The organism is Streptomyces sioyaensis, assembly GCF_004122735.1.
Taxonomy (GTDB): Bacteria; Actinomycetota; Actinomycetes; order Streptomycetales; family Streptomycetaceae; genus Streptomyces; species Streptomyces sioyaensis.
The window spans coordinates 49,939-62,114 of record NZ_SDIF01000001.1 but is presented as its reverse complement, the minus strand read 5'-3'; the positions used below and the strand labels follow the sequence as shown (position 1 = coordinate 62,114).

The following is a 12,176-nucleotide window of genomic DNA, read 5'->3' as shown; positions in this document are numbered from 1 at the left end:
CGGGGCACTCCGAGCGCTGCTGCCCCGGGCCGGCCGGCGGACGGTCAGCCGAAGAGGGCCAGCAGGACCGACGCCACGGTGACGACGGCGGCGCCGACGACGAAGCCGACGATCACCTTCTGCTGCCAGGGCGACAGTGAGCCGGCCCGCAGCGCGCTCCCCATCCGGCCGTACTGGTCGATCTCTCCCATCGGCGTCATCGGATCCGTCGACCCCTGCGGCATGCCCTGCGTCCAGTCGGGCCCGGCCTGCGGGTACCTGCGCCGCCAGTCCTCGTTCTCCCGCCACGGCAGTGTCATACGTCAGCTCCTTGCCTCGCTGGGGCAGTTGCGGCAGAGCGGGCATCCCCGTGTGCCGATGCGGCTTCCCCCGGCGACTCCTACCCGATCACGGTGAAACATGCGTGCGGATCGCGCGGGTGCGGGCGGCCGTCGGGCCCCCGCACGCGGGGCCTCCCGTACGCCGGGCCCCGGTCACGCCCGGTCGTGGGTGCCCGCCCGGCCGGTACCCGGGATCCAGCATGCGGAGAGCGCCGCCGCGGTGAGGAAGCCCGCGGCACCGATCAGCGCCGAGAGGTGCAGGCCCGGCACGAGCCGGGTGGCCACCAGCGTGCCGAAGAGCGCGACGCCGAGGGCGCTGCCGGTCTGGCGTGCGGTGTTGAACACCGCGGCCGCGACACCGCCGCGCTCGCCGGGCGCGGACTCCATGACCGCCGAGGTGGCGGCCGGCATGGTCAATGAGCTGCCGAAGCCGGCACAGGCCATGGGGGCCACCAGCACGGCCCAGGGCGTGTCCGGGCCCGCCGCCAGCCAGCCGAGCAGTCCGGCCGCGCCCATGACCAGCCCGGCCACCATGGGCAGCCGCGGCCCGGTGCGTGCCGTGAGCCGTCCGGCCAGCGCGGAGCCGAAGGCCGCCACGCCGACCGCCGGCAGCAGAGCACAGCCCGTGCGCAGCGCGCTGTAGTGGTGCACCTGCTGGAAGTACAGCGGGGCGAGGAACAGCAGGCCGTAGAAGCCCGCGTTGAGCATGACGCCGACGACCGCGGAGGCCGAGAAGGCGCGGACGCGGAAGAGGGCGAGCGGCAGCATCGGCGCCCGGGCGCGCCGCTCCAGGACCAGGAACGCGAGGGCTGCGCACACGAAGCCCGCGAAGCTGCCGAGAACGGCCGGATGGGTCCAGCCCAGCGTCCCGGCCTCGATGCACCCCGTGGTCAGACAGGCCAGGCTCACCGCCGCCGCGGTCTGCGCCGGGAGGTCCAGTCCGCGGCGGGTGCGGTCGGCGGGGGAGTCCGGTACGTGACGCACGGCGAGGAGCAGTGCGACGAGGCCGACGGGCAGGTTGAGGAGGAACACCGACCGCCAGCCGAGCACGGTGACCAGCACGCCGCCCAGCACCGGTCCGGCCCCGGCGGCCAGGCCCGCGACGGTGCCCCAGATGCCGAACGCACGGGCCCGCGCGGCCCGTTCGGGGTAGGCCGTCCGCAGCAGCGCCAGCGAAGCCGGCACCATCAGCGCCGCCCCCAGCCCCTGCACCAGCCGCGCCACGACCAGCACCGTGACGGTGGGGGCCAGGGCGCACCCCGCGGAGGCGACGGTGAACACCAGCAGCCCGCCCAGGAACACCGCCTTGCCGCCCAGCCGGTCGCCGAGCCCGCCGCAGAACAGCAGCAGGCCCGCGCACACCAGGGTGTAGCCGTCCACCACCCACTGGAGTCCGGTCACCCCCGCGTGCAGGGCGCTGCCGATCGCCGGGAGGGCCACCGTGACGACGGTGACGTCCAGGATGACCATGAAGTAGCCCAGGCAGAGGGCCACCAGCGGCAGCGGCGAGTTGCGGTTCGCGGTCCGTGGGGGCGCGGCGGGCGCGCAGGTCGTCGGCATACGGTCAGTGTCGGTCCGGATCGGTACGGTAACTGCCGAAACGTCCTCACCGTACGGGGCCGGGGCGGGAGAGAACGTTTCGCTGTCTGCCGAAGCGTGCTCGGCGTACCGTCGGGACCATGGATGCCCGGACCGAAACCGATGTGGCCCAGGTGGCCGCGGCGATCGGTGACCCCTCCCGGGCCAAGGTGCTGCTCGCGCTGGGCGGCGGCGGTGCGCTGCCGGCCAGCGCCCTGGCCGCCGAGGCCGGCGTCAGCAACTCCACCATCAGCGGACACCTCGCCAAGCTCCTCGACGCCCGGCTGCTGACCGTCGAACTCGACGGCCGTCACCGCTACTACCGGCTCGCCACGAAGGACGTAGCCCGCGCCCTGGAGCAGCTCGCGCTGATCGCCCGTCCGCTGCCCGTGCGCTCCCTGAACGCCGACACCCGAGCCAAGGCCCTGCTCCGCGCCCGCCTCTGCTACGACCACCTGGCGGGCCGGCTGGGCGTCGCCGTGATGAGCGCCCTCCAGGAGCAGGACGTCCTCGCCGCCGAGCCGGCGGGGACCGGCGACGGCGACGCCGTGTACGTCCTCACCCCGCACGGCCGCGCGGAGTTGACCGCCTTCGGCGTCGACATGGAACGGCTCCCGCGCCGCCGGTCGTCCGTCCGCTACTGCGTCGACTGGGCCGAGCGGCGCCACCACCTCGCCGGCCCGCTCGGTGCCGCGCTCACCGCCCGGATGTTCGCCCTGGAGTGGCTCCGTCACGGGAAGTACCGCCGCGTGGTCCATCTCACCGCGGCCGGCCGGGAGGGGCTGGCGGCGACCTTCGGCGTGCCGGCGGATCAGCTGGGGTGAGAGCCGCCGCGGTGTTACGCGTGCCGCTCGCCATATGAATTCTGTGTGTCGGCTGCGCCCTGCCCTTTCGTGCGCTCCCGCGCCCCGGTGCGTCCCCTCCCTGCCCGCCCGGCCCTGCGCTGCACGCTCCAGCGCCTCGCCGGTGCGCCGCGTGAAGGAACTGTCCGCCGGTAGAGCGGGAAATTTCTGTTCGCCGCAGGTCGAGTAGGGTCCGGCGAGCCGCAACAGTGAATCAAGGAGGGCGTTTTCCGTGACGGAGCGTCAGGTATCAGCGGGGGGCGAGGGCGCCGGCGCGCCACAAGTGCAGGTGCAGGAGCGCCGATTGCGTCGTGACCTGGGCTTCTGGGGGCTGACGGGCATCGGCTTCTCCAATATCGTCGGCTCCGGCTGGCTGTTCGCCGCCATGTATGCGGCACAGACGGCAGGACCCGCCGCACTGCTGTCCTGGGTGGGGGCCGGCGTGCTGTGCGCCCTGGTCGCCCTGGTGATGATCGAGCTCGGCGCGTCCCGGCCGGAGGGCGGCGGCACGGTCCGCTGGCCGCTGTTCGCCAGCGGCCGGCTCGTCGGCACCCTCATCGGCTGGTCGACGCTGCTGTCGGTGGGCGGCACCGCGGCCGAGATCAGCGCGATCATGCAGTACGCCGCGCACTACCTCCCGGGCATCTACAACGGCCACACCCTCACCGTCTCCGGGCTGGCCCTGGCCGCCGGTCTCAGCGTCCTGCTGACCGCGCTGAACTGGTTCGCGGTGCGGATGTTCGCCAGGCTCAACAACCTGGTCTCGGTGTTCAAGATCGTCGTCCCGGTGGTCACCGTGATCGCGCTGATAGCCTCCGGCTGGCACTCGGGCCGGCTGACGGACCACGGCGGATTCGCGCCGTACGGCTACGTCGCCTGCCTGACCGCGCTGGCCGGCGGCGGCATCGTCTACTCCGTCAACGGATTCCAGGCGCCGCTGGACTTCTCGGGCGAGACCCGCAACCCCCGCCGGACCATTCCCGTCGCCGTCCTCAGCGGTATCGGCCTCGCCGTCCTGATGTACCTGGCCCTGCAGCTGGCGTTCCTCTTCACCGTCCCCGAGAACCTGCTCGGCCACGGCTGGCAGGGGGTCTCCTTCGACTCGCCGTTCGGCCAGCTCGCCCTGATCCTCAACCTGCACTGGCTGTCCAGCCTGCTCTACGCGGACGCGGTGGTCTCGCCCGGCGGCTCGGCGTACGTGGGCGTGGCGATCGACGCCCGGCACACCTACGCGCTCGCCAAGAACGGCACCATCCCCCGGTACTTCATGAAGGTCAACGAGCGGTTCGGCATCCCGCGCCGGGCCCTGGTGGTCAACCTCATCGTCATCGTGGTCTTTCTGCTGCCGTTCGGCGGCTGGCAGGACATCGTCAGCGTCATGGGCGACATGTATCTGCTGATCTACGCCGCCTCCGCGGTCGCGGTCGCCGTGTTCCGCGCCGAGCCGGGCGGCCGCACCGCCGGCTGGGTCCCGGGGCTGGGCTGGATCGCGCCGGTCAGCTTCGTGGTGTCCAGCGAGTTCGTCTACTGGTCGGGCTGGCAGGACCTGCGCCTCGCGCTGCCTCTCGTCCTCGGCGGCCTGCTGATCTTCCTGGCCATGCGCCGCCCCGGCGCCCGCGGCGACCAGGCCGCCCTGGAGGCCGACGGCGCCGGCCCGAGCCGTCCGCTGGGTGCCGAACTCCGCACCGGCGCCTGGCTGGTGGTCTACCTCCTCGCCCTCACGGCGGTCTCCTGGCTGGGCACCTTCGAGGGCTCCGGCCGGCTGCCGGCCCCGTACGACTCGATCACCGTGGCCGCCCTCGCGCTCGCGGTCTTCTTCTGGGCCGTACGGTCCGGCGTCCGGCATCTGCAGGCGCCCCGCCCGGCGGCCGCCGCCTGAGTCCGGCCGCGGGACGGGCGGCGCGGCGGGTCCGGCCGGGCACGGAGGCGGGTGGGCTGCGTACGCTGCCGGGCCCGCGAGCAGCCCGGCCGGACGGTCGTCAAGCGGAAGTCACCCCGCAGAAATAAGATGAATCGGGAGAGGCGGGCTCCCCGGAGTCCCCATGAAGCCAGGTCGGACGGCCCACGCGGGGCAGGGCACGGAGCGTGGCCCCGCGTCGGCCCCCTCACCGACGCACCTTGGAGCGGTCCATGCTTCGGCGTCGTCCCCCGCGGTCCGCGAGCGCCGACGATCTGCTGACCACGCTCGGCCGGCTGACCGCCCAGGCGCGCGAAGGCGCCGAGACCCAGCGGGCCCGGGTGGAGCTGGCCGAGGCCCTGCAGCACGAGATGCTGCCGACCGTCCTGCCCGCGCTACCGGGCCTGCGTGCCGCCGCGACGTACGCACCCGCCCGGCACGGACTGGACATCGGGGGCGACTGGTACGACGGCTTCCCGCTGCCCGACGGGACGCTCGCCTTCTGCATCGGCGATGTGCAGGGCCATGACGTCGAGGCGGCCGCCTTCATGGGGCAGATCCGCTTCGGTCTGCGCGCCGTCGCCGTCCATGCGCCCGACCCGGGAGAGGTGCTGAGGCGGGCCAACGACCTGCTGCTCTCGGTCGACTGCGGGCTCTTCGCGACCTGCACCTTCGTCCGCTTCGACCCGGTCGCCTGGGAGCTGTCCAGCGCCCGGGCCGGTCATGTGCCCGGTATCTGGGCCACGACCGACGGCCGGCACGGTCTCGCCGACGACCCCGGGGGCCTGCCGCTCGGCATCGCCGCGGGGGAGAAGTACCCGGTGAGCCACCGGCGGTTCGCCACGGCGGGAGCGTTCGTCCTGCTCACCGACGGGGTCGTCGAGGGGCCGTCGTTCCCGATCGAAGCCGGACTGACGCAGGTGACCCGGCTGGTCAGCGCCAACGCCGGCGGCGATCCGGCGACGGTGGCCGACGCGGCGATGAGCGTGGCCGAGTTCACCGGGCACACCGACGACTCCGCGGTGCTCGTGCTGCGCTTCGACGCGGCGGCGCCCGGAGCCGGGTGAAGCGCGGACCGGGCGTGCGTGTCGCGGTCGGCGCCCGGCCGCCGGCGTTGTCTGATGGCTGCTGTGGTGCGCACCGAGGAACTCCGCCGTCTCGCACCAGCAGCCCTGACGATCCTCGTGCTCGCCGGCGTCTACTACGCCACCGCACGGATCGGCCTGCTGGAGCAGGTGGTGATCGCCGGCGCCCAGGTCACGCCGTTGTGGCCGCCCACGGGCATCGCGCTGAGCTGTCTGCTCCTGCTGGGCCTGCGGACCTGGCCCGGCATCGCCCTCGGCACCCTCCTCGTCGTCGCCTCGATCAGCGATCTGGACATCTCCGTCCTCGGGATCATGGCGGGCAACACCCTGGCTCCGGTGTGCGCCTACGGGATGCTCCGCAGGGTGGGATTCCGCGTCGAACTCGACCGGCTGCGCGACGGGGTGGCGCTGGTCGCACTCGGCGCGTTCGCCGGGATGCTGATCAGCGCGACGGTGGGCAGCGGGACGCTCTTCCTCAGCGGGGTGCTGCCGGCCGGCGGCTTCTGGAAGACCTGGGTCGCGTGGTGGGTGGGCGACGCGATGGGCATCCTCGTCATCACCCCGCTCATCCTCGCCTGCCGCGCGCTGCACCGGCCGCTCTGGGAGGTGCCCGGCTACCGGTGGGCCGAGGCGGCGGCGCTGCTGATCGTCTCGCTCCTGGTCTCGCTGGTGGCGGTCTCCAGCGAGCTCTCGCTGCTGTTCCTGGTCTTTCCGCTGATCGTGTGGGCGGCGCTGCGTTTCCAGCTGGCGGGGGCGGCCCCGATCGTGCTGTTGGTGTCCGTACTGGCCATCGCGGCGGCGCGCGGTCGCAAGGGACCGTTCCAGGGGCAGAGCCTGCTGGAGGCGATGATCAACCTGCAGGCCCTCAACATGTCCGCGGCGCTCACCGCGCTGCTGTTGTCGGCGATCATCGCCGAGCAGAACAGCATCCGCCGCAAGATCGAGCAGGCCTGCCGGGAGCTGTCGGAGGTGGTCGAGCGCCTTGCCCCGGGGGAGCCCCGGCGCCGCTGGCCTCCGGAGGGTGAGCGCTGAGGGGCCGACGCCCGGGAGGGGACGAGCCCGCTGACGCGGTCAGTCCCGCAGCAGCTGCCCCAGGTCGTAGTGCACCGGCTCCTCCAGCTGGTCGTAGCCGCAGCTCTCCGGCGTACGGTCCGGGCGCCAGCGGCGGAACTGGGCGGTATGACGGAATCTGCTGCCCTCCATGTGGTCGTAGGCGACCTCGCAGACCCGCTCCGGGCGCAGCGGTACCCACGACAGATCCTTGCCGCCACTCCAGCGGCTGGGCCCGCCGGGCATCCGACGCGCGGCGTGCGCCGCCTCGTCGGTCCACTCGCCCCACGGGTGGCCGGCGACGTCGTCCATCCGCAGCGGCGCCAGCTCCTCGACCAGCGCGCGCCGCCGGGCCATGGGGAACGAGGCGGACACCCCGACGTGCTGCAAGTGCCCGGCGGCATCGTAGAGGCCGAGCAACAGGGAGCCGACCACCGGCCCGCTCTTGTGCAGCCGGTACCCCGCGACGACACAGTCCGCGGTCCGGGCATGTTTGATCTTGAACATGGCGCGGTCTCCGGGCCGGTACGGCAGATCGAGCGGTTTGGCGACCACCCCGTCCAGCCCCGCGCCCTCGAACTGGGTGAACCAGCGGCGCGCCAGCTCCTGATCCGTGGTGGCGGGCGCGGTGTACACCGGTGCACGGGCCGGCCGCAGCGCCTCGACCAGGGCTTCCCGGCGCGCCGTCTGCGGCTCGTGCACCAGCGCGGCGGAGTCCAGGGCCAGCAGGTCGAAGGCGACGAGCGAGGCGGGGGTCCGCTCGGCGAGCGTACGGACCCGGGAGTCGGCCGGATGGATGCGCTCCAGCAGTTCCTCGAAGTGCAGCCGGCCGTCATGGGCGATGACGATCTCGCCGTCGAGGACACAGCGCCGCGGCAGCTCGGCCCGGGCCGCCGTGACCACTTCGGGGAAGTAACGGGTGAGCGATTTCGTGGTGCGGCTGGCGATCTCGACGTCGTCGCCGTCACGGAAGACGATGACGCGGAAGCCGTCCCACTTCGCCTCGTACTGCATGCCGGCGGGGATGGTGGTCACCAGCTTCGCGAGCATCGGGGAGACCGGGGGCATCACGGGCAGGTCCATGTTCCGATCCTGCGGGCCGGTGCCGCTTCCCGCGCGCCGGATGCGGGCCGGCCGCCGCTCTCCCGGCGCGCGGCGGCGCCGCACCGAACCTAACGTGGAGTCATGGCCGGAGGCGGAGCTGTCGAGCTGGATGTCGCGGGGCGCACGGTGCGCGTGTCGAACCCCGACAAGACGTATTACCCGGAGCGCGGCTTCACCAAGCTGGACGTCGCGCAGTACTACCTCGCCGTCGCCGACGGGGTGCTGCGGGGCCTGCGCGACCGGCCCACCACCATGCAGCGCTTCCCCGACGGCGTGGAGGGCGAGTTCTTCTACCAGAAGCGGGCGCCCAAGGGACTGCCCGACTGGCTGCCCACCGCCCGCATCGCCTTCCCCAGCGGACGGTTCGCCGACGAGATGTGCCCCACCGAGCCCGCGGCCGTGGTCTGGGCGGCCAATCTGGGGTGCCTGACGTTCCATCCGTGGCCCGTCCGCCGGGCCGACACCGAGCACCCCGACGAGCTGCGGATCGACCTCGACCCGCAGCCCGGCACCGACTTCGCCGACGCCGTCCGGGTCGCGCATGTCCTGCGGGAGCTGCTGGCGGAGCACGGGCTGCGCGGCTGGCCCAAGACGTCCGGTGGCCGCGGGGTGCACGTCTATGTGCCGATCCGCCCCCGCTGGACGTTCACCGAGGTCAGACGCGCCGCCATCACCGTGGCCCGGGAGCTGGAGCGCCGGATGCCGGACCGGGTGACCTCCGCCTGGTGGAAGGAGGAACGCGGCGAGAAGGTCTTCGTCGACTACAACCAGATGGCCCGGGACCGGACCATCGCCTCCGCCTACTCGCTGCGCGCCCGGCCGCGGGCGACCGTCTCCACCCCGCTGCGCTGGGACGAGCTGTCCGACGCCGCACCCGAGGACTTCGACCTGCGCACGGTGCCACCGCGGTTCGCGGAACTCGGCGATGTGCACGCCGACATGGCCGACCACGCCTTCGGCCTGGAATCCGTCCTGGAACTCGCGGACCGGCAGGAGGTGGACACCGGGCTGGGGGACATGCCCTATCCGCCCGACCATCCCAAGATGCCGGGGGAGCCCTCCAGGGTGCAGCCGAGCCGGGCCCGTAAGCGGTGAGGGCGGGGCCGGGACGGTCCGGCGGGTGCCGGGCGGACACCGGCTCCGGCGGTCGGCGGCCCGGCCGCACCCGGAGGCGACCGGCGGGCTGACCCGAACGGTGGTACCCGCCGCGGCTGCCACCGGACCGGACCGGCCTCCTCGTACGGCTGCCGACGGGCGAGCGGCCCCCGTCGCCCGGCGTGCGCCCACCCGGCCCGGACGGGAAAATTTCGCACGTGGCGCACGACAGGAACGCACCGGAGACGGACCGCCGGCGCGCGCCGGAGGCACAGCGGACGGCCGGGGCGGGAGCGGTGCACGAGACGCTCTCGCTCGCCGCCCTGCTCTTCGCGGTGTCGATGACCTTCATCGACCAGACGATGGTGTCCATCGCGGCGCCGCGGCTCACCGAGGAGCTGGGTCTGTCCGCCTCGGGCATCCGATGGGTCGTCAACGCCTATCTGCTCGCCCTGGCTGCGTGCTTCGCGCTGGGCGGGCGGCTGGCCGAGCTGCTCGGCCACCGCCGCGTCATGCTCCTGGGCACCGGGCTCTTCGTTTTCGCCGCCGCGCTGTGCGGCGCCGTGCCGACGGGGGACGTCGCGCAGCCCTGGCTGATCGTGTGCCGAGCCGTCCAGGGCATCGGCGCGGCCCTGATGTTCCCGGCGGCGCTCGCCGTCGTGGCCATGGTCATTCCGGTCGAGCGCCGGGGCCGGTCCCTGGCCCTGTTCTTCGGGCTCTCCGGCGCACTGATCGCCGTCGGACCGGTCCTCGGCGGCTGGCTCACCACCTGGACCTGGCGGGCCGTCTTCTGGGTCAATGTGCCGGTCGCGGTGGTCGCCGCCGTGCTGACACTGCTGGCGCACCTCCCCGACGACCGGCGACGCGGGAGCCTGGACCGGCGCGGTGCGCTGCTGCTCGCCACCGGTACGGTCCTGAGCGTGCTGGGTCTGCAGCAGGCCGCCACCTGGGGCTGGGCCGGCGCGGCCACCTGGGCGTGCACCCTCGGCGGGCTGCTGGTGCTGACCGTCTTCGTCCGCCTCGAACTGCGCACCCGTCACCCGCTGATCAGCCTGCGGGTGTTCGGCGACCGCGCCTTCGTCGCCGATGTCGCCGTGCTGTTCTTCGCGATGCTCGCGTTCGTCCCGGTGTTCTTCTTCGCCTCGGTCTACGCACAGGTCGCCCTGGGCTCGTCGCCGAACGAGGCGGGCCGCTACCTCCTGGTCTTCTTCGCGGGCTTCGGCGTCGCCGGGCAGCTCGGCGGCCGGATCCTCGACCGGCACGGTGCCCGGCCGGCGATCCGGCTCGGCACCGCGCTGGGCGCCGTGGGCTTCGCGCTGTGGGCGCACGAGATGACGGACCTGTCGCTGCGCGCCCAGTGGCCGTACATCGTGCTGGCCGGCGCCGGCATCGGCCTCCTGCTCGCGCCCGCCTCGACCGACGCCGTCAGCCGGGCGATCGGCGCGTCCTACGGCGAGGTCACCGGCGTCACCCAGACCGTCCGCAACTACGCCGCCGGCCTGGGCCTGGCCGTCCTGGGCACGGTGCTGGCCAACGTCACCACCGACCGGATCGTCGCGAGCCTCAAGGACCGCGGGCTGTCCACCGCCACCTCCCGCGAACTGGCCCACGGCCTCACCGATTCCCTCTCCGGCCAGGGCGGCCGGCCGCCGGCCGGCGAGGGCAGCTCGTCGCGGCTGCCGCCGGAGGTGCTGGAGGCGGTGCGGATGGACTTCGCCGAGGGCAACCGGGCGGTCTTCTACGGGATGGCCGCCGCGCTGGCCGTGGCGTTCCTCTGCGCCCACCTGCACCCGGGGACCCGGCCGGCCGAGGCCCCGCCGTCGGGTGCGGGCCGCAGATGAGCGGCTCCGCGATCGACTACGCGGCGGTGTTCCACGCACTGCCGGACGGAGTGCTGCTGCTCACGCCGCAGTTCGTGATCGTCGATGCGAACGAGGTCCTGCTACAGCGGTCCGGACGGGAACGCCACCAGCTGGTCGGCCGCGGGCTCTTCGACGTCTTCCCCGAGAATCCCGACACCTCCGACGCGTCCGGGGAGCGCAACCTCCGGGCGTCCCTGGAGCGTGTGCTGGCCACCGGCAGCCGCGACACCATGGGGCTGCAACGCTATGACGTCGAGGTGCCCGGCCAGCCGGGCGTGTTCGAGGAGCGGTACTGGAGCCCGGTCAACGCGCCGGTGCTCGGCCCCGACGGGCAGGTGCAGCTGATCGTGCACCGGGGCGAGGAGGTCACCGAGATCGTCCGGGCGGGCGCCGGGAACCACGGCGGTGACCAGGAGCGGATGAAGGCCAAGCTCTACAGCCGCGCCAAGGAACTCCAGGAGGTCAACGACCGGCTGCGGCGGGCCCACGCCCGGGAGCGGGAGGTGGTGCTCGCCCTCCAGGACGCGATGCTGCCCGCGCCCCGGCTCATGGGGCACCACCGGGCGGCGGTGCGCTACCGGCCGGCGGTCGGCGCGCTCAATGTCTGCGGCGACTGGTACGACCTGGCCGAACTGCCCGGCGACCGGGTGGCGTTGGCCGTCGGCGACGTCGTCGGCCACGGACTGGGCGCCGCCTGCGTCATGGGGCAGCTGCGCAGCGCGCTGAGCGCCGCCACCCAGGTCACCCGGGGCCCGGCCCAGGCGCTGGAGGTGCTCGGCATCTACGCCCGGTCGGTGGACGGCGCCGAGTCCACCACGGCGGTGCAGGCCATCGTCGACTGGACCACGCACACCCTCGCCTACAGCAGCGCCGGCCACCCGCCGCCGGCCCTGCTGCACCCGGACGGCAGGGTGGAACTGCTGGACCAGGCGACGGACCCGCCCCTGGGGGCGCGTCCCGAGCACGTGGCCCGCCCCGAGGCGGAGGTCGCCTTCGCCGACGGCGCCGTGCTGGTCCTGTACACCGACGGGCTGATCGAGCGCCGCCACGAGGACATCGACGTCGGGCTGGCACGGCTGGCGGCGGCGCTCACCCGGCACCTCGGCGCCGATGCCGAGGAGCTGGCCGACGCGCTGCTGGGGGAGCTGCTGCCGCCCAGCGGCGCCACCGACGACGCGGCCCTCGTCATCCTCCGGCTCTGACGGTGCGGTCGGTGGAACGCACCGGTCCGCTCGTTACCGCGACTGGAGCAATTTCCAGGGCCGTTGGAGTGGCTGTTCGCCGTGTCTGCGGGGTTTTGGGCGAGACGCGGTACTCATCGATTGTCCGATTTCCTGCCAAAC

Annotated in this window: 10 protein-coding genes; 7 read left to right on the top strand and 3 right to left on the bottom strand. The window is 73.5% G+C overall.

Annotated elements, in window-relative coordinates; genetic code table 11:
* Nucleotides 1-44: 44 nt before the first annotated feature.
* Together EST54_RS00255 and EST54_RS00250 are read right to left on the bottom strand one after the other, a co-directional pair.
* On the bottom strand, nucleotides 45-299 hold the full coding sequence (locus tag EST54_RS00255; protein ID WP_129243418.1) for a hypothetical protein: 255 nt from the start codon (nucleotides 297-299) through the stop codon (nucleotides 45-47).
* A gap of 174 nt (nucleotides 300-473) precedes the next feature.
* On the bottom strand, nucleotides 474-1,880 hold the full coding sequence (locus EST54_RS00250) for an MFS transporter (protein ID WP_129243415.1): 1,407 nt from the start codon (nucleotides 1,878-1,880) through the stop codon (nucleotides 474-476).
* A 119-nt stretch (nucleotides 1,881-1,999) separates the two neighbouring features.
* Here EST54_RS00250 and EST54_RS00245 point away from each other — a divergent pair, with 119 nt between their 5' ends.
* From EST54_RS00245 to EST54_RS00230, 4 genes are all read left to right on the top strand, one after another.
* Nucleotides 2,000-2,722: an ArsR/SmtB family transcription factor gene (locus EST54_RS00245; protein WP_129243412.1), complete on the top strand. Its 723-nt coding sequence runs from the start codon at nucleotides 2,000-2,002 to the stop codon at nucleotides 2,720-2,722.
* A 250-nt stretch (nucleotides 2,723-2,972) separates the two neighbouring features.
* Nucleotides 2,973-4,619, top strand: coding sequence for an APC family permease (locus EST54_RS00240; RefSeq protein ID WP_372448284.1), 1,647 nt, complete (start codon nucleotides 2,973-2,975; stop codon nucleotides 4,617-4,619).
* A gap of 251 nt (nucleotides 4,620-4,870) precedes the next feature.
* Nucleotides 4,871-5,704: a PP2C family protein-serine/threonine phosphatase gene (locus tag EST54_RS00235; protein ID WP_129243409.1), complete on the top strand. Its 834-nt coding sequence runs from the start codon at nucleotides 4,871-4,873 to the stop codon at nucleotides 5,702-5,704.
* A 63-nt stretch (nucleotides 5,705-5,767) separates the two neighbouring features.
* Nucleotides 5,768-6,754: an MASE1 domain-containing protein gene (locus EST54_RS00230; RefSeq protein ID WP_167511455.1), complete on the top strand. Its 987-nt coding sequence runs from the start codon at nucleotides 5,768-5,770 to the stop codon at nucleotides 6,752-6,754.
* A gap of 39 nt (nucleotides 6,755-6,793) precedes the next feature.
* Here the strand turns inward: EST54_RS00230 and EST54_RS00225 are convergent, their stop codons facing one another.
* The gene (locus EST54_RS00225) at nucleotides 6,794-7,855 is read right to left on the bottom strand and encodes an ATP-dependent DNA ligase (RefSeq protein ID WP_129243403.1); all 1,062 of its coding nucleotides are present in this window, start codon (nucleotides 7,853-7,855) and stop codon (nucleotides 6,794-6,796) included.
* A gap of 102 nt (nucleotides 7,856-7,957) precedes the next feature.
* Here EST54_RS00225 and ligD point away from each other — a divergent pair, with 102 nt between their 5' ends.
* The 3 genes from ligD to EST54_RS00210 all read left to right on the top strand — a co-directional run bounded on the left by ligD (nucleotide 7,958) and on the right by EST54_RS00210 (nucleotide 12,035).
* On the top strand, nucleotides 7,958-8,971 hold the full coding sequence (ligD, locus tag EST54_RS00220; RefSeq protein ID WP_129243400.1) for a non-homologous end-joining DNA ligase: 1,014 nt from the start codon (nucleotides 7,958-7,960) through the stop codon (nucleotides 8,969-8,971).
* Between the two features lie 218 nt (nucleotides 8,972-9,189).
* Entirely contained in the window at nucleotides 9,190-10,812 is a 1,623-nt protein-coding gene (locus EST54_RS00215) for an MFS transporter (RefSeq protein WP_129243397.1), read from the top strand.
* Nucleotides 10,809-12,035 (top strand): PP2C family protein-serine/threonine phosphatase, encoded by a 1,227-nt coding sequence (locus EST54_RS00210; RefSeq protein WP_129243394.1) that lies wholly within the window; start codon nucleotides 10,809-10,811, stop codon nucleotides 12,033-12,035. The genes EST54_RS00215 and EST54_RS00210 overlap by 4 nt, the downstream gene beginning before the upstream one ends.
* The last annotated feature ends 141 nt before the right edge of the window (nucleotides 12,036-12,176 follow it).

Excerpts from the sequence above, each read along its gene's own strand:
- EST54_RS00225 (WP_129243403.1), bottom strand. The coding sequence starts at position 7,855 with ATGGACCTGCCCGTGATGCCCCCGGTCTCCCCGATGCTCGCGAAGCTG.
- EST54_RS00250 (WP_129243415.1), bottom strand. The coding sequence starts at position 1,880 with ATGCCGACGACCTGCGCGCCCGCCGCGCCCCCACGGACCGCGAACCGC.
- EST54_RS00245 (WP_129243412.1), top strand. The coding sequence starts at position 2,000 with ATGGATGCCCGGACCGAAACCGATGTGGCCCAGGTGGCCGCGGCGATC.
- EST54_RS00210 (WP_129243394.1), top strand. The coding sequence starts at position 10,809 with ATGAGCGGCTCCGCGATCGACTACGCGGCGGTGTTCCACGCACTGCCG.
- ligD (WP_129243400.1), top strand. The coding sequence starts at position 7,958 with ATGGCCGGAGGCGGAGCTGTCGAGCTGGATGTCGCGGGGCGCACGGTG.
- EST54_RS00235 (WP_129243409.1), top strand. The coding sequence starts at position 4,871 with ATGCTTCGGCGTCGTCCCCCGCGGTCCGCGAGCGCCGACGATCTGCTG.
- EST54_RS00255 (WP_129243418.1), bottom strand. The coding sequence starts at position 299 with ATGACACTGCCGTGGCGGGAGAACGAGGACTGGCGGCGCAGGTACCCG.